The following is a 20,514-nucleotide window of genomic DNA, read 5'->3' as shown; positions in this document are numbered from 1 at the left end:
CCGTCCAGCGCCTCGTCGCAGGCGGGTCCGGTTAGCTTCATTCGTTAGGCTGCTCATGCACACCCGACTCGTCCAGGTTGCGGCTTTCACGGTCTTGGCTGTCAGCACAGCCATGGCAACGGGTTCGTTGGACTTCAAAGCTGACGGCTATGGGCTCAGCATGGCCGTTTCACTTGAATCTCATTCAATCGTGGGGCCAATCAGGTTCTCCTCGCCAACAGCCAAAGAACCAGCACTTCTTCAGCAACGGCAGTTCAAATTCCTCAAGTGCGATACCAATAAGCAGCGGTTCCAGGCCGAGTTTGTAAATCCGGGTGATCCTGCCCTTCCAAAGTCATTCAAGGTCTCCGTCAAAGGCGGCAAGGGCACTCTCTCAATCGAAGGCAGGCGAATTTCATTTCCCGCTGATTGGGTGGTCCAATGACAACAGGCAGCCTAACCCTCAGCTCAACTCGGACCCCGCCTGCATTGCCTTCCGCTCTCTCTCATCATTCCGCTTCCTCGACTCCGCTCAGTGCCTCGGTGCAGGCGGGGCCGGTTAGCTTCATTCGTTAGGCCTCGTTCGCCCTTCTCTTTCTGTCTGCGGGGTGTGCGTGGAGTTCGGCTGGTTCGACCGTTCGTTCCCAAATTCATGGCAAAGCCTCACCGTTCCTCAGCCTTCAGCGTTCAAGGAATAGGGTTATCGCTTACTCATCAACCATCGGCCCATGGATTTCTGCCATCATTCAGGCAATTCAGCTTCTCAATCTTCACTCACACGCGATAACCCCGGTGTTCTCCCTTGGGCTCGTCGGCATGAACCTTCGCTCTCACACAAGCAGGCTCGAATCCAGGCGCGGCGCGTGCTCGGGGTGCTACTGCTTGGGGCTCGGCCTAACCTTGCGCTCAACTCGGACCCTATCGCTGCGCGCTAGGGTCCTCAAACAATTCAGCACCCGTGTCCCCGCAGCAATAGGGCCGGTTAGCTTCATTCGTTAGGCCTCAATGGAGGCATCAATGCATTGGCTAAGAAATTTCTTCACCAGTTCTCCCGCGCCACAGAGAGAGTTACCCTTGTCGGCCATAGAATCCGCCGTCGAGGAAGCCAATAAATATCGTGAGTCAATTTTGGCCGCTGGTTCAGTAAATGGCGTCCATTACACAGGGACAGTTGAAACCATCAAGCAACTCAAACGAGAGGGTCGCCATTCCGAGGCAATCCAACTATTGTTACAATCGGTCGAAGCTACAGAATCAGAATCAAGGTTTGCAGGCGATGGTTGGGGTGTTGCGCCCTGGTATTATGAGCAACTTGCAATAATTTACCGAAAAGAAAAACGGTACGAAGATGAAATTTCCATTCTTGAACGATATATGGCGCAGCCCAAAGCACTCGGGGTTGGGCCAGCCAAACTTAAGGAACGTTTGGTTGCTGCAAAGAAATTACTCAAAGCCCGCAGGGCCTAACCCCTCGCTCAACTCGGACCCCGCCTGCATTGCCTTCCGCTCTCTCTCAACTTCTCGCTTCCTCGGCTCCGTTCGTCGCCTCGGTGCAGGCGGGGCCGGTTAGCGTTTTTCGTTAGGCACACTCGGCGCTTTCCCGTCGTCGCCCGGGTCTGGTCCTTCTCAATCGGGGTTCGGGTTCGACCTCTCGGCTTCGGCGGTCGTGAATCGTTTGGGCCTGGTGGCTTCGGCGGCTCGTGAATGGCGGGCTTGCGCGGGTGCACTCCAGCGCCGTGCTCCTGCGGTCTGTCGGGTCAATCCGGCGGTTTCCCGTGGCATCCTGGCTGCGCCGTTCCTCCACCTGCTCCACCTCTGGCGCAATCCGCCTTGGTTCTTTACCTTTGGGCTCGGTCGCGTGAAGGCCCGTCCTTGTTCGGTCGGCATTCCCTTCGTCCGTTCTCACCCCGAAATCCCGGTGGCTCGTTTGGGCTCCAGTTTCATGGGGTGCCTAACCTCTCGCTCAACCCGGACCCCGCCTGCATTGCCTTACGCTCTCTCTCAACTTCTCGCTTCCTCGGCTCCGTTCAGCGCCTCGGTGCAGGCGGGGCCGGTTAGCTTCATTCGTTAGGCGCTCATGACTGACCTGCTTCCATGCCCTTCCTGTGGGTTCCTCGTAATCGACGAAGGGTATGGCAGCTTTGACATCTGCAGGTTCTGTGGTTGGGAAGATGATGGAGTTCAACTCGCCAATCCACTCTCCGGTGGGGGTGCCAACCGAGAATCTCTTGCTGAGGCGCAGCAGAAGGCTCTTCTCCAATTCCCATTGAGCCTCAATGAAAGTCTCGGGTTCAAACGTAGCGAAAAATGGCGCCCATTGAACCAAACCGAGATAGAACAATTCCAGGCAACGCTAAAGTCCTCACCTTGGCCATTCCACGCCGTATGCATCGAAAGTGAAGCCTACTGGTCAGCGCCTAACCCTTAGCTCAACTCGGACCCCGCCTGCATTGTCTTTCGCTCTTTCTCTTCATTCCGCTTCCTCGGCTCCGCTCAGCGCCCCGGCGCAGGCGGGGCCGGTTAGCTTCCTTCGTTAGGCTTCCCCACCAAGGAACAGAGCCATGCAACAGGTCGTGAACCTTGAACTGACGAATCCAAATCAAGCGTGGGTAGTGGCCGAGCTTGAAAAGCTATACCTCGAATGGTCCGATTGGCAGCAACAGGTTCTCCAGATTGTCGATCAACCATTCGACCGAAACACCCATAGCGAAGTCTATGCGGATGGCGAAGGCATGATGCTGAAACACGAAATACTCCAGGCGAAGACCCTCACATTTCTGAATAACAACGTAAAGGGACACGGCTTCATTTGTGGCTTTGACGGAAGGCATATCGACCGCACAGATCTAAGATTGTCTATTCGCGTGAAGCATCGCCTGGCTGAACTTGAGATTCTCAAAGCCTGCCTCCAATACGCAAAGGTCCCGGATGCCTACTGGAAACAAAAAGGCAAAGAAATGGTCGAGCATCTTGCGAAGAAAAGCGGAGATGCTGCAATAGATGCGGCTGCCAGCTACCTTAAAAACCCGATGGCTGTCCCGTCAGCCTAACCCTCCGCTCAAGTCGGACCCCGCCTGCATTGCCTTTCGCTCTCTCTCAACATTTTGCTATCTCGGCTCCGCTCATCGTCTCGGTGCAGGCGCGGCCGCTTAGCTTCATTCGTTAGGCCAACACACCAACTAAAGGATCCTTATGAACGACACATCATCAGTGTATAATGCGCCCTTCCGTATCACCATCAAACCCGCTATTTTTGCTTGTTATGCAATGGCATTATTAGTCGCCATTTCAAGGTTTTTTAGTCTTATGTCAACATGGTCAGATGGTGCTGGAGACCAAATATCTGCACGACTTTGGTTGGATATTTTAGGAACAATTATTGTTTTTCAAATACTCACTCTATTTTCTGGTTGGAAAAATAGCTATTCAACATTAAATCGCAATCAAATAATTACCTATTCTATTATTTCAATTCCCTTGTGTTTTATTTTTATATATTTTATTCCGACGCTCGGATTTCTATCAGCGCATTACCCCTTGGCGCTTGTAGCCTCGCTATTGCTGCATAAAAAATTTCGCAGCAAACCGACCCTTCTCTTATTAGCAGCATCAATATTTACCTTTTTATATCCTTTTATTTTTGCATTTATTCCTAGGCAAGTTATGGTCAAATCAGCACGATATATTCAGCTACTAAGTGTCGGCCCCAAAATCCAATGGGCTGCCCTTCTTTGGTTTACGATTTCTCTAAGGCCAAATACAAAACCCCTTTCTTCAATTCAGGCCTAACCCTCCGCTCAACTCGGACCCCGCCTGCATTGCCTTTCGCTCTCTCTCAACATCTCGCTTCCTCGGCTCCGTTCAGCATCTCGGTGCAGGCGGGTCCGGTTAGCTTCATTCGTTAGGCCACTCATCATCAGTTCCTTCAACTTGCAGAGGTCACGATGTCAAACCCGGCAACCAATCTCGTAGAAATGCTCGACAGGATTTTCAATCAGCGTAAGGAAAAAACTGTTAGAGAAGCCTGGGCCATAGAATTCAATGTCAAACCTTCAGATACAGCATCTATATTTTTTCTTCTTGCAAAAGTCAACCAAACTCTTGAAGACGTTAAACTCAAACTCACATCAATGCCCGGTTTTGATTCATCAATCATACTCGATCCGCTTTCCGATCTTGGAACCGCAATTTGCTTTCCGAACATAGACACACCTGTTGGAAGTATTGCGCATTATTACAATGAGCAGGCGAAATTGTCTTTAAAAATCGCGTCGAGTTATTATACAAAACAAGAAATTCAACCCCATATCCCGGCCGATCAACTCGAAGAAATTAAATCCGAAATAGAATCATTGTTTAACTACATCAACGAATGCGACATGAACCAAGAACTGAGGTGCATCCTTCTTGATTTTATTGAGACAATGCGCAGAGCAGTTGCAGAATTCCAGATCAGAGGTAACCAATCTCTACAAGATGTGCTTGATCAATCACTTGGGCGCCTAATTCGCGCCAGCCGTCAAACGACGATCAATGTCACAGAAGATCCGGGCTTTTCTAAAGCGATTGCCCTTCTTACCCTCATCGACAAAGCCATCTGTGTCGCAGAACGAGCTGCACCCTATCTCACATACCTTGGCACCCTCGTTCCAGCACTATCTATGAAATGACTTGGGGGTCCATCTGTCGTGGCCTAACCCTCCGCTCAACTCGGACCCCGCCTGCATTGCCTTCCGCTCTCTCTCAACTTCTCGCTTCCTCGGCTTCGCTCAGTGCCTCGGTGCAGGCGGGGCCCGGTTAGCTTCATTCGTTAGGCGCAATACCATGTGGACCATCGTTGATCTGCCCTCTCTGCCAACGAATATCGCTCGTGCCCTCGGCGTGATGACGCTTATCGCAGGTCTCGCAAGGTTCGCCTTCTATCACAGCACTCCTTCAATCCACCTCGAGTTTTTCATTTGGTTATTCACATCAACTCTTCTCATTTCCAACACAATGCGACCACGCTATATTTTCAATTCAACGGGGATCGCCAAACAATTATTTGGGCTCAGGTTCTCCTTTCATCCATTCGCGTCTATCCATCAAATTAAGTTGGACCATGCCGGAGGTCGACAAGCATACTCATACATCGTGATTATTTTCGATGATTCCAGCAGCTTTTCCATTAACACGCTTTCGAACAACCTCGACAAATTGCATTCGAAATTAACCAAAGAATACTCAAAAAAGCCATTTAACATTTCTGGGCAAGTCAGGTCTTGGTTCTATTTTTCTTCATTGTCAACATCTAAACCAACAGAGTAAGCCAACCCACTGCGCCTAACCCTCCGCTCAACTCGGACCCCGCCTGCATTGCCTTCCGCTCTCTCTCAACCTCTCGCTTCCTCGGCTCCGCTCGTCGCCTCGGTGCAGGCGGGGCCGGTTAGCTTCATTCGTTAGGCCGCTCGCATGCCTCATAAATTTCTTAGGCTGCTACTAATCTGGTTCGCCATGGCGGTCCAGGCCTCCGGACAGCCTTCACCGGAAGTCCAGAAGCGGATGAATGAAATCAACAATCGTCCTCGGTATTTCTGGTGCGCAAAGGATCAGGCCCAGTACACCCTCAATCTGGCCGTCAGGATCGACGGGGAAGAAGTCACTCAAATCCAAATCCCATTGGCCAAAGCAAAACCCGACAACATCCCAGAAGACGATCAACAAAAGATTGCGGAGTATCACTTCCTTCTCAAGAAACGCGGCGACCGAGCGTTTCGTGGGGTCTCAAATGGCTCAGTTGAGGGGAATTTCTGGATTGGCCTTGCCAGGAATAATGAAATTGTTCTAGGTCATTCATGGGTCTGTGGCAATAAAGTCATTCTGCATGAAATGTTTCAATTTATTGTCGGCAAGCCTAAAAGCTATAGTGGTTCGGGTATCCAAATCTGTGCAACCTGGCTCAAAAACTAATTCGCGGCCTAACCCTTAGCTCAACTCGGACCCCGCCTGCATTGTCTACCGCTCTCTCTCAACTTCTCGCTTCCTCGGCTCCGCTCAGCGCCTCGGAGCAGGCGGGGCCGGTTAGCTTCATTCGTTAGGCCGTGACCGTGGGCTTCTTCCGGTATTCGGCACGGGCGGCGTTGCAGGCTTCGCGGGTCTCAAACTTCTGCAACTGGCCGTCTGCCCCGGTCGGGAAACACCACTTCCCCTTCCACTGAATCTGAAAGCTGAAGACCGTCTTCAGGCGTTCAACGTCCAAGAAGTTCTTCTCTCTGGTTCTCATCTCATCCTTTCCGAGCGGCCTAACCGGCTCGCTCAACGCCGGACCCAAGCTGCGCTTGGCCCGGGTTAGCTCGAAAGTTGGGCGCTACTTGGGCCACTTCTCTCTTTCCCAAGGCGGCGCCGATGGATCCGGGTTCCTCACGAATCCGGGTTCCTTCTCGATGGCTTTGATCTGCCCCCATCGCATTCCGAGCACATCCTCCAGGCGGCGGGCATCCTCGGCTTCCTGCCTGAACTCTAAAGGCAGGTCGTTCGCACAGAAATTCAGGAGGTTCGCCAGCTTCTTGAGGTCTTCGTATGTGAGTTTCGCCGCGCTCAACCTAGCGCTCAACTCGGACCCCGCCTTCATTGCATCCTGGCTCATCGTGTCTCCTTGGCCCACGGCGGGGCCGGTTAGCTCGAAAGTTAGACCGCTGGCGGCTCGGGCAGAACCATGAAACGTGTGGGCTTGTAGTCGTCGTCCCACTCGTTGTCGTTCAGCACCCATTCCTGGAGGCTATGGCTCCAGTAGAAATGCCCTTCTGCGTTGCCGTAGAACCAGCCCTCAGCTTCGAAGCTGTATTCATAAGCGCCAATCCAAATGCGCTCGGTGCGCCCCTCGGAAGCGGGTTCGTAGAAGAAGCACGGCACACCTTCAGGTGGCTTCGTGCGCCGCGTGATCTTAACCCAGCGCGGCCTAACCGTGCGCTCAACCCGGACCCCGCCTTCATTGCTTTTCGTCATGTTCATCCTCCGGGCCCACGGCGGGGCCGGTTAGCTTGAGTCGTTAGGCCTCCCGACATGAGCGGTCCTGAAACCAAAGAGAGGTCAAGCCCTATCAAAGTCGTCTACCGTCTATATTTCAGTAAAGGATGGGGAGCCGATTTCATCTCTGATCTTCTTTATTTGGTCGGCATCACCAGCAGAACTGCATCCATTATTGGGTTCATTTCCATCATGCTTACAGTCTTTGCCTTGCTATGCTTCCTCGTTCTCATCCCGAGCCTCAGGCCAATCACCACAGTTCTTACAATCTGTATTGCCGTTACGCTCCTCCTTCTCCAGCCTTTGGTTGCATGGGGCTGCATCAAGATCTACAGGCTTTTTCTCCGTACCACTCCAAAACAATGAAAATTCCGAGTCGCCCTAACCCTCCGCTCAACTCGGACCCCGCCTACATTGCCTTTCGCTCTCTCTCAACGTTCCGCTATCCCGGCTCCGCTCATCACATCGGTGCAGGCGTGGCCGGTTAGCTTCATTCGTTAGGCGTCCCCACCTTCATGCTGGATGGTTGTCATGAACGCCCAATTGATTTTCACCTTTCTACTATCTCTGGTCTGCACAAGCCTGCCTGGTCAGGTAGATGCATCGGCATACCTTCCAAGACCGTTTGGTCAGATCCTCCTCGAGAGGAAAACCTGTGCTGATCCTGCATCAGACCTTAATGTGTGTACTGAAATTCACAAATATCAGACTCAACTAACATACCTAGGCGAAATGCGTCCAATTACCGGCCAAAAGGCTGAACTACTAAAGAGCCTTCAGATCTCATGGAAGGCACTGCCAAATGTTGTTAAATTTTTCGCCACATATCATCAAGAAATTCTGGTTACATCCAAGGGCATCAAGGAATGGATTCCAATCCAAGATTCTTTAATTCCTGAAGTTAAGCAATACTTGAAGCCAAACCATGATTTCTTAGCGTTCCTGGTGGTTCCAGGGGCTATAAGATCTGAATTGGTCTTCGTTCTAACAAGATTCGATGAACTTGATTAGGGTTTCGGGGCCGGTACGCCTAACCCTCCGCTCAAGTCGGACCCCGCCCGCATTGCCTCCCGCTCTCTCTCAACATTCCGCTATCTCGGCTCCGCTCATCGCCTCGGTGCAGGCGGGGCCGCTTAGCTTCTTTCGTTAGGCCTCTCCCAGCGGGCAATTCCTCATGAATCAAAATCTCAACCCGTACGCACCCCCAGTCAGCAATGTTGGGAAAGCTTCATCGGTCCCTACCAACAGAGTATGGAAAGGCATCGCCATTTTCTTATCTGTTTGGTGCTGGCTATCAGCCCTCTTAATGTCCTTTACCACATTGTTTGGGTTCAAACTTTCCGGGAATCCAATTCACAACGAATCATGGGAAGCAACCGCATCGTGTTTCATTTTGGGCTTGCCAGCATTACTGTGTTTGCCGATTCTCACTTTCATAAAGAGAAAATATTGGAGTCGTAAATTTATTCTGCTCCTAAATATGCCCGCGCTCATAGCATTGGTATTGGTCTGTATGTACATCGTCCTCATCCTCCGAGAGGCCTAACCCCTAGCTCAACTCGGACCCCGCCTGCATTGTCCTCCGTTCCTTCTCTTCGTCCCGCTTCCTCGACTCCGTTCAGCGCCTCGGCGCAGGCGGGGCCGGTTAGCTCCATTCGTTAGGCAGCTATGAATCGAATAGCTAACGCCATTGGGATCATGCTCATCGCGCTGCCCATACATGCGCAAGGTGGGGATGAACAAATATCCGCGAAGTTATTCGTTCAGCAGTTCTACGATTGGTACACGCCAATTGCCCTCAAAAACCACGGTGATCCAGCGTTCGGGATCGCTCTGAAACGCAAGAGCCAATCGTTCAGCCCAGAACTCGCTTTGGCACTCCGGGAAGACCTCGAGGCGCAGGCGAAAGCGAACGGCGTGAGTGTGGGACTGGACGGCGATCCATTCCTACAAAGCGCCTGGCCAGAAGCTCATTACAAGGTAGGCAAGGCTACATCGAAAGGTGATCGGTATTTAGTGAACGTCCATCGATTCCGCGCAGGCAGAATGTTTCCAGATACAGCAGCCATCCCCGAGGTAGCGAAGGTCAGTGGGCATTGGGTGTTTGTTAACTTCCACTCCCCTGACGGCTGGAACATACTGGAGATGCTTAAATCTCTAAAAGAAAAGCGGCAAATGGAATCCAAGTGACTAGCTGCCTAACCCTCCGCTCAACTCGGACCCCGCCTGCATTGCCTTCCGCTCTTTCTCTTCATCTCGCTTCCTCGGCTCCGCTCAGCATCTCGGTGCAGGCGGGGCCGGTTAGCTTCATTCGTTAGACCCTCATTCGAGGCACGCATGCTTTACAAATATTTGCCTGAAGCAAGAATTGATGTCCTGGAAAAATTGGCCATTCGATTTACTCAACCAAAGTCCCTAAACGACCCGTTCGAATCAAGGCCATTAATTGATGTTAGCTCAAAAACAGGCGATATTTTCGAAGACATTAAAAAGGAAGCCAAGGATCTATGGAACGGAATTCCGCTTCACGAAAGGACCCCCGAAAATCGAAAAAAGCTTCAACGTGCAGTTCAAAAAATCAGGAATAAAGCCAAAGAAAGACTTTCTCCTCACCGCATTGGACTTAGCCTCATGGATGAGCTTAACGAAAAATTGGGAATCCTTTCACTATCACGAACATTCAGCAATCTACTAATGTGGTCCCATTACGCCGATGGCCATAAAGGTTTTGTTATCGGCTTTGATTCAATGCACAAATTTTTTAGGCAAAAATCTCCAGACAAACATGACACTTCCCCATATTTAGTTAGTTATACAACACAACGAAGTCTTATTAAACCTGACGAACATGATGCCTACACAAAAGTTCTATGTCAGAAACCTCTGGATTGGGCTTACGAGGAAGAAGTCCGAATTTTCCGCAATTTCTCCGACGTAGCCGTTCCTCCAAACATGGACAAATCTGGCTATCCTATTTATTTGGTGGATATTCCAGATGATTGCATTAAAAAAATATTTATCGGCGCTCATGCTTCACCCAATTTTAAAAATCGAATCATTAAACAAGTATTTAATAAAATTCCAAAAGCCCAAATTTTGGAAATGAAAATGTCTGATTCTAAATACCAACTCGAATGTCATCGCTTACGCCAACCTTGATATAATTCGTGCAATTGCCATACATGGTCTAACCCTTAGCTCAACTCGGACCCCGCCTGCATTGCCTTCCGCTCTCTCTCAGCATTTCGCTATCTCGGCTCCGCTCATCGTCTCGCTGCAGGCGTGGCCGCTTAGCTTCATTCGTTAGGCGCCCCATGCAACCCACCAAGTCAGTGACTATTCCCCTACTCTCGGCGTTGATTGGCATTGGCGTCGGATCAGCTGGAACCTATGCCATTTCCGCCAGAAAGCACCACCGTGAGGTCATGGAAGACTTTGCTTCCCGCGATTTCATGTCAGCCGACAATGATTTAAAACTCTTGGCAATGCTGGAGCGCCAAGATATCAGCGCAGCGAAATCCCAACTGAATTACGACTTGGCTGGCTTGGTCTATAACGCTAAGGCACATGCAACTGATCCAGATAATGCTGGGTTTTGGTTTCGCGAGACTCTGAAGAAGACTACGGATTTAAGAAAGCAACCGGCCTTTCAAGTCGAAGAAAAGCGATTCGCCGAATCCGTTGAAGGTCTCAAATCCGCGCATACACTATGAGCCTTCTCGTCACACCACTGCGCCTAACCCTCAGCTCAACTCGGACCCCGCCTGCATTGTCCTCCGCTCTCTCTCAGCTTCACGCTATCCCGGCTTCGCTCAGCGCCTCGGTGCAGGCGGGGCCGGTTAGCCACATTCGTTAGGCCTCTCGATGACCATCAGCAAATACAAGCAGCCCTTCTTTATCGCTCATCTGGTTGGGCTCGTCGTCACCTTGTTTCTGACCTTTGGCCTCACCTTCGTTTATATGTTCGGTGAACTCGCGCCCTACAAGGGCATTGCGATGGCAATTTTCAGCCTTGGATTTGCACTTACAAATCTCATGGCTGCCCTTGCGCTCCGGCGCATTGGCCAATCCCCTTGGTTCGCCCTATCGGGTTTTCTCATGGGCCTCATTCCACTCATCCTTTACATCGTCCTTCCCGATAAAAATTCACCATCGGCCTAACCCTCAGCTCAACTCGGACCCCGCCTGCATTGCCTTCCGCTCTCTCTCAACATCTCGCTTCCTCGGCTTCGCTCGGCGCTTCGGTGCAGGCGGGTCCGGTTAGCTTCATTCGTTAGGCCTCGAGAAGCAGGCCTGTCTGATTTCCGTTCAGCCTGCAAATTCGCCTGTTCGGCCGTTTTGCTTGGGCGTTTGGGGCGGGCGTGCGTTCATGGTGGCAAGCCCCGGGTCGTTCTTTTCAATCTCCGCTTGGTTTTCCCGTCGCCTCGGTTCATGCCACGGCAGAGCTGACGGCTCGGCCTAACCTTGCGCTCAACTCGGACCCAACCGCACGTGCTTTCCGCTCTCCCGTGTTGGTTGGGATTTCCGTTCCCCTCCCATCGGCCGGCTGCGGTTGGGCCGGTTACCTTCGATCGTTAGGCGCTGCACATGACGAGCCGTGCACAACAAATTGCCCGCCTAGCTCAGGCCATTTTCGTTGTCAGCCTGCTGATCTTAGCATTCGGCTTTGTACACTTGTTCTCTTCGAGTCCCAACCCAAGTAGCCAAACCATCGATGCACACAAGCCCTATGTCTATGCTTTTGAAGTTTCTCTCGCTGCATCATTCTTTTTGGCCATCGTCGCGACTGTTCTAGCATTTAGGGCCAAAACAAAATGAAATATTCCGAGCGCCTAACCTTTAGCTCAACTCGGACCCCGCCTGCATTGCCTTCCGCTCTTTCTCTTCATTTCGCTTCCTCGGCTCCGTTCAGCGCCTCGCTGCAGGCGGGTCCGGTTAGCTTCATTCGTTAGGTGGCTCATTGACCATCGCTGTACTCAATGGAAGTAATCCGGCGAACGATGCGCAAGGCTGCGCCTTCTTGCTAATCGTTCCTGTCCTATGCTTCTTCCCCAGCGCATTTCGAAACGCTATTAGAAATGGCTACTTCACCATGAGAGGTGGGACGGTCTATAGAGAGAATGACCCAACTGCGTTCTGGTTGATGCTCTTCGTTTATGCCTTCGGCATATTACTGGCAGCGCTGGTGACTGTGCTTTTCGGCTTCTTCTCTCCTGAGAATTTTGAACTTTCCGTATCTTTCGCAATTATTTTTGTGATCGCAATTGCACTGGCACTCCGTAAGCCGGCCCAGAAGCGTGAAATACAAGATCGATGGCCATCCATGGCCTTGATTGGTTTCTCACTGCCGGTCTTGTTTGCTCACACGCAACTGGCTCTTCATTCCTATCCGCCATCCTTGCTTACAGTTTTCATCCTCATATCGGCTCCAATCGCAATATTTCTCCATGGATTGATTGCGATCAGAGGGCAGCTTCCACGAAAATTTAAGAAGCCGCCCCGGGTTTCTCGCAAACGCCATAAAAGTCGGTAACCCTAGTGCCAACCCTACCCGCCATACCTCGCCACCTAACCCTTAGCTCAACTCGGACCCCGCCTGCCTTGTCTTCCGCCCTCTTTCAACTTCTCGCTTTCTCGGCTCCGCTCCTCGTCTCGGTGTAGGCGGGTCCGGTTAGCTTCATTCGTTAGGCGTCACCATGAAAACTAAAATCGCTCGTACCTTCCTAATCCTTTGTTACCCTTTGGCAGCTGCCTTCGGAGGCAGCTATGGAACCTATGAACCCAAACGCCTTCTGATCCCTCCAGAATCTTCTCCCAATAAGAAAGCGAGCTTCGACCTCAAATACCTTGATCAAATCCTTATTGACCTTGTTGACCATGCCAGGAATTACCCAACACAATTCGACTCCCCACAGGACAAACTCCGAGCCACCGAGGATGTGAAGGTTCTTTCCAAGCTTTTTGACATCCTTCTCGCTAACCCAAATACCACTCCAGGACTACTCCGGAGGGGCGGTCTGCTCCACAGCATCGGTCACAACCTTGATATCCAAGGCGAGGCGCAAAAAGCTTCCGATAGTTTCGAAAGGCTCCTGAAAATGGTCCCAGACGACCCTCAAGGGAACTTTATGTATGGTGTTTTCCTTGGTGGTTCTGGTCGATCCGCACTTGCAATCCCATACCTTCAGAAAGCGCTTTCACTTGGTGTTACCGATGCGAACTACTCTTTAGGAATGTCCTACCTCGCACTTGGCGACAAATCCAAGGCTATTTCTTGTTTCAAACAATATAAAGTCACGAATCCAAGTGACAAATCCACCGATGAAATTCTCACGGCCATTCAAAATGGTCGCTTTGTGGTTAAAAATACAACCAACTAAATAATAGCTGGCGTGTTACATCGCCTAACCTATCGCTCAACTCGGACCCCGCCTGCATTGTCTTCCGCCCTCTCTCATCTCCCCGCTTTCTCGACTCCGTTCAGTGCCACGGCGCAGGCGGGGCCAGTTAGCTTCTTTCGTTAGGCCACTCGATGATCGGTCGGAAGCTCATTCGAGTTCTCTTCCTCGCCTCAGTGGCAAGCTCCGTAATTATTGCTGGCTCCTCAAGACGCAACCTTATTGGTCCCCGTCCTCTAGTAGTGCAGCTCTGGCGCGTTGCTAAATCAGCGAAGGTTCCTATGTGGAAGAGAGGCGAATTCCACGAACAAGAATTTCGCTACCTTGGTCAAACTAAATCCACTCATTCCTATCATTTGGTCAATTTCGTTACTACTTGGGGTCGGTCCTACCGCGCTACCAAGCGTTTGCTGATCTTCGATTCTCAACTCCACTTCGTTGGCATGTATTCCCACCTCGATCCGGAGGTGAAGTCGCTCAAAGGCAATCAACTCATTCTTGATTCAGGTCAGGTCGATTTTTCGGTTTCCCCTCCAGAGAAAATTGAGGATTCTGTATTCGAATCAGCGGCCTCAATTCTCAAAGACTATTAGGTGTTCGTCCTAGCTCATGGCCTAACCCCTCGCTCAAGTCGGACCCCGCCTGCATTGCCTCTCGCTCTCTCTCAACATCTCGCTATCCCGGCTCCGCTCGTCGCCTCGGTGCGGGCGCGGCCACTTAGCTTTTTTCGTTAGGCGCGAACGACCGTTCAGTTCCACACTTGAAGGATTGATATGACTTCGGATCAAGAAGAACAGAACGGGCGTGGTATAGCGCACCTCATTTCTTTCGGTCTCGCTGCCGCTGGCCTAGCCACAATTATCCAGCTCGCAACCTTACCAAAACTTGATCATTCATTGTTGGTGACCGTTTATGGTTTCGCCTTTGCGATTCCCGTATTGGTCACTAGTGGTTTGGCTGTTCACCCAGCAACTGAAGTTAATTTGGGCCAATCAAATTTCAAATTCTTGCTTTTCGTTTTGTACTACTTTGGAACGTTGGCCTTTGTGGTTGCGGTTGGAGGGTTGTTCTTTCATTTCAGTTTCATTTCAGGAATGGCCTACGTGGCAGCCACACTGATTTGCGCCGTAGTAGCTAGAAGGATAGAGACTGGTCACTGATTTCTTAACCACGCCATCTCGCCCTTTGATTTAAACTGCGCCTAACCCTTCGCTCAACTCGGACCCCGCCTGCATTGCTTTCCGCTCTTTCTCTTCATTTCGCTTCCTCGGCTTCGCTCATCGCCTCGGTGCAGGCGGGGCCGGTTAGCCTTGTTCGTTAGGCCACATGATCATGCGAAACCTAACCCATGCTCTGATTCTGATTAGCTCATCGGGTCTTCTGGCCGGGGTTTCCGCACAAGATTTGGTCAACGCTGCAAAAGCCCAAATCGGCGTCACGCGTTACTACGACAGCCGATACCAAAAGCTCAACTATCCAGGGGGCGATGTCCCCCTGGATCGAGGCGTATGCTCCGATGTAATCATCCGGGCGTACCGTAAGTTTGGGGTTGATCTCCAGGTCCTTGTTCACCAAGACATGTCGAGCGCCTGGGATGAATACCCAAAATCCTGGCACATGAAGTCCACCGACAAGAACATCGACCACCGGCGGGTTCCCAACCTAGCAACTTTCTTCAAGCGCCACGGCCAAACAATCCCCATCACCAAAGATTCAAACGACTATCTACCTGGTGACATTGTCACTTGGCAGTTGACTTCCGGTGTACCTCACATCGGCCTGGTTTCGAATTAGCGATCAAAAGCAGGTGTTCCACTCGTCATCCACAACATCGGCTGGGGTGTCATGCTCGAAGATCGTCTCTTCGATTTTAAAATCACAGGCCACTATCGCTATCCCAAGGCCTAACCCGTAGCTCAACTCGGACCCCGCCTGCATTGTCTTCCGCTCTCTCTCAACGTCACGCTTCCTCGGCTCCGTTCAGCGTCTCGGCGCAGGCGGGTCCGGTTAGCTTCATTCGTTAGGCGCTCGGAGTTTCCCTTGTCCAACCACCAGAAATCTAAGCTGTTAGCCATTTGGGCACTCCGGTACCTAAAGAATGGGGAAGGGATTTCGGCATTCCATGCATACCAAAAGGCGATGGGAGATTCCTCCCTCTCTGAATCGGATGCCACAGACTCGGTAACGCCGGAGTTTTCCCGATCCTTCCTAAGCGACGTCGATTCGGCAATTGTCTGGCTGAAGAGCCTTGAATAGAACTCTGTAAGCGCCTAACCCTTAGCTCAACTCGGACCCCGCCTGCATTGCCTCTCGCTCCCTCTCATCTCCCTGCTTACCCGGCTTCGTTCGGCGCCTCGGCGCAGGCGTGGCCGGTTAGCCTGTTTCGTTAGGCCGCGCATGCCAATTCTTCCCCAAACCAACCGGATCGGCCTACGGATAGCCATTGTCGGGCTTTGCGCTTTTTATCTAGCCGAAGCGGTCATGGGCATCCGCCTCGGGCTCAAGGGCCACTGGGGATTCGGCGCAATGGGGGCATTTTTCTGGCTGCCGCTGGCCCTGGGACTCTGGAGACTGACCAACATCGCCCGGATGGTGGCTCTCACCATTCAGTGGATACTATTCGTCATAATCCCGCTTGGTGTGCTGAGTCCGTTTGCTGCAATGGAGGGTGTTTGGCGCAACATTCCTCTCTGGGCTCTATTCAGCCTAGTGATTGCGGTGGGTAGCTGTAATTGTTATGCGATCTTCGTACTCACCTACTCGAAAGATCAATTCCACCCTCTGCTACCACGGGCGGCCTAACCCTCAGCTCAACTCGGACCCCGCCTGCATTGCCCTCCGCTCTCTCTCATCATCTCGCTACCTCGGCTTCGCTCAGCGCCTCGGCGCAGGCGGGGCCGGTTAGCTTCATTCGTTAGCCGATATCGGAGATTTCTAAATGTCCAATACTCCAAGTGTCACTAAATCACCGGCAGAAGAATCTCCAGAGTTTAGAGATAATTTTTCACTTCAACACTTGAAATCTGTTAAAAGCGAGACTGCATATTATTATAATAATCGATTCATCGGTAAGGGGGGTAATGGAACAGCATTTCTCGTTACCTGCTCTTCCGGGTCCAATCAAGGCATGCAATTCGTGCTTAAAGTATTCCATAAAATGAGCAATCCTAGTCGTCTATTGGCTTTTTTAAAAGAAATAAAGCACTTAAAAGCTTTAAACCATCCAGCTATCATTCGCGTCTTTGATGAGGGAAAATATTTATCATTTGATAAAATTGAATATCCATTCGTCATTATTGAATACATTCCGAAAACATGTCGTACATTAATTGCAACTCAAGCCTTGGATCGACTTTCTGCCATTAGAATTGCCATGAATTGTATGTCCGCCTTAAATGCAATTCACACACTATCTTCTCCCCTAATTCATCGCGATATAAAACCAGAAAACATTTTAATCAGCGATGCCGGTGCTAAATTAGCAGATTTCGGTCTCATCAAAGTAATCGACGGCACTCATGCTGATGATGATGATGTAGATCCACTTACCGGCACACAATGGCCCGGAATGCCCTATCGCTATCGAACACCGGAACTTGTGTCTAGGGCCATAAATCGTAAACATCCAATTACTACGGCCAGTGATATATACCAGTTCGGAACCGTTCTTTATGAGATGCTTTCTGGCCAGAATCCACAAATTCAACCAGATAAAGTCACCGACCCAATCAAGCTTGTTACTAAGCCAATTATTGGATCAGAAGGGGACAAACTTTCAGAACTTGTTGGTTTAATGTTACACGATGATCCGGCAAAAAGGCCAACCGCATATCAATGCCTTCAAAAGTTGAACCACATTCATAGAAATCTGTGTACAGCAATTACGGCCGTCACAGGACATCACGTCTGACCCCTGGGCTAACCCTCCGCTCAACTCGGACCCCGCCTGCATTGTCTACCGCTCTCTCTCAACATCTCGCTTCCTCGGCTCCGCTCATTGCCTCGGTGCAGGCGGGGCCGGTTAGCTTCTTTCGTTAGGCCATTCCATGGGCAGTTGTCTTCCACTTCTCTTTTGCTGCTCACTGAGCCTTCATCCCGCATTTTTACTCATCGGCCAAGAGGTTCAAACGGGTAGGGCACAATCAGACGAGTCACTGGCCCTGGGCACGGCTCATTCGATATCCCTTGAAGGGGTTCTATACGAGTCTGGTAAGAGTGAGATCTACTCAGCCACCTTCGAGTTTTCTACTGACGGCATTCGACAACTGAACGATTCACAACCTGGGTATGTCCTTGAGTATCTCTATTCCACAGGCGAATCAATAAAGACCACATGCCAAGTCCGGCGCAGCCTTGCCTGGACGCCGCGTAACGACAAGGATATTGCTCACTCCTGGTACGCACTGGTCCCTTCCAATCGGCAGGGCATTGGCTACCGCATTTTGCGGGGTAGCCAGGTCATTTCTGAGCAACGGTTCACCGCGCCAAACACCTCAATTCAATTCGACTGCGATGAAACTCCACCTCAGGGCTTCACCTGGCGTGTTCATGCCAACATCGCCGAAATTGCAATCAGCTTTGATCGTGGTAAATCATGGCAAGTCACTCCTGCCATGCGTAGTTCCGCAGGCACCATTTCTCTCCCTCTATCGCAGCTCCAGGCTAACCCCCACCCCTGGATTCTTCTCCAAGGGTCTGCCAATGGGGTCATCTACACCAAGTTCCATGTGTTCGGTTTTCTGCGTCCGTCCTGAATGGCCTAACCCTCCGCTCAACTCGGACCCCGCCTGCATTGCCTATCGCTCTCTCTCAACTTCTCGCTTCCTCGGCTCCGCTCAGCGCCTCGGCGCAGGCGGGTCCGGTTAGCTTCATTCGTTAGGAGCCCTCGATGTTTTCCGCTCACCGGGTTGCATTGTCCATTGTCGTAAGTGCGACGCCTGCCTTCTCTCAAACAGCAAAATTCAACTCAATCAGCCCAAGTGCAGAAGAACTGAAGGCATATACAGATATTTCAAATGAGATGTGGGCAAAAATGGGGAAGCCTACCCCGCCGCCCTACCCAACTCTTTCAAAAATGGCAGGTTTCTCTGGGCCGGTAGAAGTTCTTCTCGAGGTCGATACCTCTGGCAAAGTCACCAAGGCCAATTCACTTAAATCTACGGCCTATCATCCTTCCTTGGCTCCCACGGCTATATCCTGGAGCTCAACCCTGAAATTCCCCCCAACTGAATCAACGGAACCGATAGCTCGAAAATTTAGAATATTTGTTGTCTTCTCAAAACCAGGAAATGTAGAGATTCGCCCCAGCTTGGACACTCAGTTCAATTAGGTTTTGAAGTCACGATACGACTCGTCCGGGGCCCCTAACCCTCCGCTCAACTCGGACCCCGCCTGCATTGCCTTCCGCTCTCTCTCAGCTTCTCGCTTCCTCGGCTTCGCTCAGTGCCTCGGTGCAGGCGGGTCCGGTTAGTTTCATTCGTTAGGCCTCGCCACATGCCCATCCTACGACTGTGCGTTCGGCTCTACGCGGCGCTAATACTCGGCCTCATTCTGTGGGCTTGGTCCATCGACCTGATATACCTCAATTCGCCTAGAGAGCATCTCTTACCCGATATTCTTTTAGCCCTTTGGTCGATGCCATTATCTTCATCATTAAGACAAATGTGCGATCTATGGCCTGGCGTCTTCTTAAAACCTCTTGTTCAACTCGGCTGGATCACATTTTGTGCCGTGATACAAGTTTCGATTCTTCTATTAATTGTTAAACTCGTATCAAGATTTCGAAGGCAGGCCTAACCCCTAGCTCAACTCGGACCCCGCCTGCATTGTCTTCCGCTCTCTCTCAACTTCTCGCTTCCTCGGCTCCGTTCATCGCCTCGGCGCAGGCGCGGCCGGTTAGCTTCATTCGTTAGGCCTCTTTCGAAGGCTCGTCTCCCATGAAGCTGGAAACTCATCCTCTTCTGACTATTCGCATAGCTAGTAAGCCAGGTGCTTTGCTCCTCTCTCACCTGTTACTGCTCCTGCGATGTTCCATACTGTCCTTTTTTGTTTATGCCACTGCACTTAAATCTTGGTCCTCATTTCCAGGTGACGCAGTAATAAAAGGTGCAGCTAGGTGCCTGGCTTATCCAGTATTCTTTACCGCCAAACCTTTATTTAAATTTAATAAATTTGCAGATAACTTCTACTATGTCCCTCACGCGCTAGATTTGCCCAATCCGCCTCCATTTTCCAAGGGTACAACTGTAATTAACGATAATTCAGCGCCATCAGGATTTTATATCAACGACCTCTATTTCCAGCATCCAGGTTTCACTCTTCACATGTTCTTCTTTACGTTCTGGTACTATATTTCCATCCTTATTGTTCAAAAGATGGTCCGCAAGCTTCGGCCTAACCCCTAGCTCAACTCGGACCCCGCCTGCATTGCCTTCCGTTCTCTCTCAACTTCCCGCTTCCTCGGCTCCGCTTGTCGTCTCGGTGCAGGCGTGGCCGGTTAGCCTTGTTCGTTAGGCCACATGATCATGCGAAACCTAACCCATGCTCTGATTCTGATTAGCTCATCGGGTCTTCTGGCCGGGGTTTCCGCACAAGATTTGGTCAACGCTGCAAAAGCCCAAATCGGCGTCACGCGTTACTACGACAGCCGATACCAAAAGCTCAACTATCCAGGGGGCGATGTCCCCCTGGATCGAGGCGTATGCTCCGATGTAATCATCCGGGCGTACCGTAAGTTTGGGGTTGATCTCCAGGTCCTTGTTCACCAAGACATGTCGAGCGCCTGGGATGAATACCCAAAATCCTGGCACATGAAGTCCACCGACAAGAACATCGACCACCGGCGGGTTCCCAACCTAGCAACTTTCTTCAAGCGCCACGGCCAAACAATCCCCATCACCAAAGATTCAAACGACTATCTACCTGGTGACATTGTCACTTGGCAGTTGACTTCCGGTGTACCTCACATCGGCCTGGTTTCGAATTAGCGATCAAAAGCAGGTGTTCCACTCGTCATCCACAACATCGGCTGGGGTGTCATGCTCGAAGATCGTCTCTTCGATTTTAAAATCACAGGCCACTATCGCTATCCCAAGGCCTAACCCGTAGCTCAACTCGGACCCCGCCTGCATTG

At 51.1% G+C, this 20,514-nt stretch carries 24 protein-coding genes and 2 pseudogenes; 23 read left to right on the top strand and 3 right to left on the bottom strand.

The annotated features are described in order from the left end of the window. Window positions 1-55: 55 nt before the first annotated feature. From MLJ35_RS09360 to MLJ35_RS09335, 7 genes are all read left to right on the top strand, one after another. Window positions 56-424, top strand: a complete 369-nt coding sequence (locus tag MLJ35_RS09360; RefSeq protein WP_243384124.1) for a hypothetical protein — start codon at window positions 56-58, stop codon at window positions 422-424. 572 nt (window positions 425-996) lie between these two features. Then, window positions 997-1,446, top strand: a complete 450-nt coding sequence (locus MLJ35_RS09355; protein ID WP_243384123.1) for a tetratricopeptide repeat protein — start codon at window positions 997-999, stop codon at window positions 1,444-1,446. A gap of 610 nt (window positions 1,447-2,056) precedes the next feature. Then, window positions 2,057-2,407: a CPCC family cysteine-rich protein gene (locus MLJ35_RS16235; protein WP_420843033.1), complete on the top strand. Its 351-nt coding sequence runs from the start codon at window positions 2,057-2,059 to the stop codon at window positions 2,405-2,407. 133 nt (window positions 2,408-2,540) lie between these two features. Continuing rightward, window positions 2,541-3,029 carry a hypothetical protein gene (locus MLJ35_RS09350; protein ID WP_243384122.1) on the top strand — a complete coding sequence of 163 codons (489 nt, stop codon included), beginning with the start codon at window positions 2,541-2,543 and terminating at the stop codon, window positions 3,027-3,029. Window positions 3,030-3,171: 142 nt separating this feature from the next. Next, window positions 3,172-3,768 carry a hypothetical protein gene (locus tag MLJ35_RS09345; RefSeq protein WP_243384121.1) on the top strand — a complete coding sequence of 199 codons (597 nt, stop codon included), beginning with the start codon at window positions 3,172-3,174 and terminating at the stop codon, window positions 3,766-3,768. 155 nt (window positions 3,769-3,923) lie between these two features. Further along, window positions 3,924-4,649 carry a hypothetical protein gene (locus MLJ35_RS09340; RefSeq protein ID WP_243384120.1) on the top strand — a complete coding sequence of 242 codons (726 nt, stop codon included), beginning with the start codon at window positions 3,924-3,926 and terminating at the stop codon, window positions 4,647-4,649. 823 nt (window positions 4,650-5,472) lie between these two features. After that, on the top strand, window positions 5,473-5,928 hold the full coding sequence (locus tag MLJ35_RS09335) for a hypothetical protein (protein WP_243384119.1): 456 nt from the start codon (window positions 5,473-5,475) through the stop codon (window positions 5,926-5,928). A gap of 124 nt (window positions 5,929-6,052) precedes the next feature. Here the strand turns inward: MLJ35_RS09335 and MLJ35_RS09330 are convergent, their stop codons facing one another. Genes MLJ35_RS09330 through MLJ35_RS09320 form a run of 3 tightly spaced genes read right to left on the bottom strand, consistent with a single transcriptional unit; the run spans window position 6,053 to window position 6,963 of the window. Continuing rightward, the gene (locus MLJ35_RS09330) at window positions 6,053-6,277 is read right to left on the bottom strand and encodes a hypothetical protein (protein WP_243384118.1); all 225 of its coding nucleotides are present in this window, start codon (window positions 6,275-6,277) and stop codon (window positions 6,053-6,055) included. Between the two features lie 48 nt (window positions 6,278-6,325). Then, complete coding sequence (locus MLJ35_RS09325; RefSeq protein ID WP_243384117.1) at window positions 6,326-6,604, bottom strand: hypothetical protein; 279 nt, start codon at window positions 6,602-6,604, stop codon at window positions 6,326-6,328. A gap of 41 nt (window positions 6,605-6,645) precedes the next feature. After that, on the bottom strand, window positions 6,646-6,963 hold the full coding sequence (locus MLJ35_RS09320) for a hypothetical protein (protein WP_243384116.1): 318 nt from the start codon (window positions 6,961-6,963) through the stop codon (window positions 6,646-6,648). A gap of 552 nt (window positions 6,964-7,515) precedes the next feature. Between MLJ35_RS09320 and MLJ35_RS09315 the strand changes: the two genes are divergently transcribed. The 16 genes and pseudogenes from MLJ35_RS09315 (at window position 7,516) to MLJ35_RS09240 (ending at window position 20,482) form a co-directional block, all read left to right on the top strand. After that, window positions 7,516-7,995, top strand: coding sequence for a hypothetical protein (locus MLJ35_RS09315; RefSeq protein WP_243384115.1), 480 nt, complete (start codon window positions 7,516-7,518; stop codon window positions 7,993-7,995). Window positions 7,996-8,682: 687 nt separating this feature from the next. After that, the gene (locus MLJ35_RS09310; protein ID WP_243384114.1) at window positions 8,683-9,174 is read left to right on the top strand and encodes a YbjP/YqhG family protein; all 492 of its coding nucleotides are present in this window, start codon (window positions 8,683-8,685) and stop codon (window positions 9,172-9,174) included. Window positions 9,175-9,321: 147 nt separating this feature from the next. Further along, window positions 9,322-10,143, top strand: a complete 822-nt coding sequence (locus tag MLJ35_RS09305) for a DUF2971 domain-containing protein (protein WP_243384113.1) — start codon at window positions 9,322-9,324, stop codon at window positions 10,141-10,143. Window positions 10,144-10,298: 155 nt separating this feature from the next. After that, window positions 10,299-10,697, top strand: coding sequence for a hypothetical protein (locus MLJ35_RS09300; RefSeq protein WP_243384112.1), 399 nt, complete (start codon window positions 10,299-10,301; stop codon window positions 10,695-10,697). Between the two features lie 151 nt (window positions 10,698-10,848). After that, the gene (locus MLJ35_RS09295) at window positions 10,849-11,145 is read left to right on the top strand and encodes a hypothetical protein (protein WP_243384111.1); all 297 of its coding nucleotides are present in this window, start codon (window positions 10,849-10,851) and stop codon (window positions 11,143-11,145) included. Between the two features lie 426 nt (window positions 11,146-11,571). After that, window positions 11,572-11,802, top strand: coding sequence for a hypothetical protein (locus tag MLJ35_RS09290; RefSeq protein ID WP_243384110.1), 231 nt, complete (start codon window positions 11,572-11,574; stop codon window positions 11,800-11,802). A 142-nt stretch (window positions 11,803-11,944) separates the two neighbouring features. Then, window positions 11,945-12,517 carry a hypothetical protein gene (locus tag MLJ35_RS09285; protein ID WP_243384109.1) on the top strand — a complete coding sequence of 191 codons (573 nt, stop codon included), beginning with the start codon at window positions 11,945-11,947 and terminating at the stop codon, window positions 12,515-12,517. Between the two features lie 163 nt (window positions 12,518-12,680). Then, window positions 12,681-13,364, top strand: coding sequence for a tetratricopeptide repeat protein (locus tag MLJ35_RS09280; protein WP_243384108.1), 684 nt, complete (start codon window positions 12,681-12,683; stop codon window positions 13,362-13,364). A gap of 152 nt (window positions 13,365-13,516) precedes the next feature. Further along, window positions 13,517-13,975: a hypothetical protein gene (locus MLJ35_RS09275; RefSeq protein ID WP_243384107.1), complete on the top strand. Its 459-nt coding sequence runs from the start codon at window positions 13,517-13,519 to the stop codon at window positions 13,973-13,975. 180 nt (window positions 13,976-14,155) lie between these two features. Next, a complete protein-coding gene (locus MLJ35_RS09270; protein WP_243384106.1) occupies window positions 14,156-14,542 on the top strand; it encodes a hypothetical protein in 387 nt (128 codons plus the stop codon). A 169-nt stretch (window positions 14,543-14,711) separates the two neighbouring features. Beyond that, a pseudogene (locus MLJ35_RS09265) lies at window positions 14,712-15,290 on the top strand (DUF1287 domain-containing protein). 573 nt (window positions 15,291-15,863) lie between these two features. After that, a complete protein-coding gene (locus MLJ35_RS09260) occupies window positions 15,864-16,184 on the top strand; it encodes a hypothetical protein (protein ID WP_243384105.1) in 321 nt (106 codons plus the stop codon). A 136-nt stretch (window positions 16,185-16,320) separates the two neighbouring features. Further along, window positions 16,321-17,292 carry a serine/threonine protein kinase gene (locus MLJ35_RS09255; RefSeq protein ID WP_243384104.1) on the top strand — a complete coding sequence of 324 codons (972 nt, stop codon included), beginning with the start codon at window positions 16,321-16,323 and terminating at the stop codon, window positions 17,290-17,292. Between the two features lie 136 nt (window positions 17,293-17,428). After that, window positions 17,429-18,136, top strand: a complete 708-nt coding sequence (locus MLJ35_RS09250) for a hypothetical protein (RefSeq protein ID WP_243384103.1) — start codon at window positions 17,429-17,431, stop codon at window positions 18,134-18,136. Between the two features lie 134 nt (window positions 18,137-18,270). Further along, entirely contained in the window at window positions 18,271-18,711 is a 441-nt protein-coding gene (locus tag MLJ35_RS09245; RefSeq protein ID WP_243384102.1) for a TonB family protein, read from the top strand. A gap of 1,192 nt (window positions 18,712-19,903) precedes the next feature. Next, a pseudogene (locus MLJ35_RS09240) lies at window positions 19,904-20,482 on the top strand (DUF1287 domain-containing protein). Window positions 20,483-20,514: the final 32 nt, after the last annotated feature.

Source organism: Geothrix alkalitolerans (genome assembly GCF_022808885.1).
GTDB classification, from domain to species: Bacteria; Acidobacteriota; Holophagae; order Holophagales; family Holophagaceae; genus Geothrix; species Geothrix alkalitolerans.
Note: the sequence above shows the minus strand (reverse complement) of the source record. Positions and strands in the feature narration are given on the sequence as shown.

Bases quoted from the DNA above. Each gene is read 5' to 3' on its own strand.
- MLJ35_RS09280 (WP_243384108.1), top strand. From the start codon at position 12,681: ATGAAAACTAAAATCGCTCGTACCTTCCTAATCCTTTGTTACCCTTTG.
- MLJ35_RS09270 (WP_243384106.1), top strand. From the start codon at position 14,156: ATGACTTCGGATCAAGAAGAACAGAACGGGCGTGGTATAGCGCACCTC.
- MLJ35_RS09325 (WP_243384117.1), bottom strand. From the start codon at position 6,604: ATGAGCCAGGATGCAATGAAGGCGGGGTCCGAGTTGAGCGCTAGGTTG.
- MLJ35_RS09300 (WP_243384112.1), top strand. From the start codon at position 10,299: ATGCAACCCACCAAGTCAGTGACTATTCCCCTACTCTCGGCGTTGATT.
- MLJ35_RS09250 (WP_243384103.1), top strand. From the start codon at position 17,429: ATGGGCAGTTGTCTTCCACTTCTCTTTTGCTGCTCACTGAGCCTTCAT.
- MLJ35_RS09310 (WP_243384114.1), top strand. From the start codon at position 8,683: ATGCTCATCGCGCTGCCCATACATGCGCAAGGTGGGGATGAACAAATA.
- MLJ35_RS09260 (WP_243384105.1), top strand. From the start codon at position 15,864: ATGGGCATCCGCCTCGGGCTCAAGGGCCACTGGGGATTCGGCGCAATG.
- MLJ35_RS09335 (WP_243384119.1), top strand. From the start codon at position 5,473: ATGGCGGTCCAGGCCTCCGGACAGCCTTCACCGGAAGTCCAGAAGCGG.
- MLJ35_RS09355 (WP_243384123.1), top strand. From the start codon at position 997: ATGCATTGGCTAAGAAATTTCTTCACCAGTTCTCCCGCGCCACAGAGA.
- MLJ35_RS09320 (WP_243384116.1), bottom strand. From the start codon at position 6,963: ATGACGAAAAGCAATGAAGGCGGGGTCCGGGTTGAGCGCACGGTTAGG.
- MLJ35_RS09340 (WP_243384120.1), top strand. From the start codon at position 3,924: ATGTCAAACCCGGCAACCAATCTCGTAGAAATGCTCGACAGGATTTTC.
- MLJ35_RS09350 (WP_243384122.1), top strand. From the start codon at position 2,541: ATGCAACAGGTCGTGAACCTTGAACTGACGAATCCAAATCAAGCGTGG.
- MLJ35_RS09290 (WP_243384110.1), top strand. From the start codon at position 11,572: ATGACGAGCCGTGCACAACAAATTGCCCGCCTAGCTCAGGCCATTTTC.
- MLJ35_RS09245 (WP_243384102.1), top strand. From the start codon at position 18,271: ATGTTTTCCGCTCACCGGGTTGCATTGTCCATTGTCGTAAGTGCGACG.
- MLJ35_RS09345 (WP_243384121.1), top strand. From the start codon at position 3,172: ATGAACGACACATCATCAGTGTATAATGCGCCCTTCCGTATCACCATC.
- MLJ35_RS09275 (WP_243384107.1), top strand. From the start codon at position 13,517: ATGATCGGTCGGAAGCTCATTCGAGTTCTCTTCCTCGCCTCAGTGGCA.
- MLJ35_RS09360 (WP_243384124.1), top strand. From the start codon at position 56: ATGCACACCCGACTCGTCCAGGTTGCGGCTTTCACGGTCTTGGCTGTC.
- MLJ35_RS09255 (WP_243384104.1), top strand. From the start codon at position 16,321: ATGTCCAATACTCCAAGTGTCACTAAATCACCGGCAGAAGAATCTCCA.
- MLJ35_RS09305 (WP_243384113.1), top strand. From the start codon at position 9,322: ATGCTTTACAAATATTTGCCTGAAGCAAGAATTGATGTCCTGGAAAAA.
- MLJ35_RS09295 (WP_243384111.1), top strand. From the start codon at position 10,849: ATGACCATCAGCAAATACAAGCAGCCCTTCTTTATCGCTCATCTGGTT.
- MLJ35_RS16235 (WP_420843033.1), top strand. From the start codon at position 2,057: ATGACTGACCTGCTTCCATGCCCTTCCTGTGGGTTCCTCGTAATCGAC.
- MLJ35_RS09315 (WP_243384115.1), top strand. From the start codon at position 7,516: ATGAACGCCCAATTGATTTTCACCTTTCTACTATCTCTGGTCTGCACA.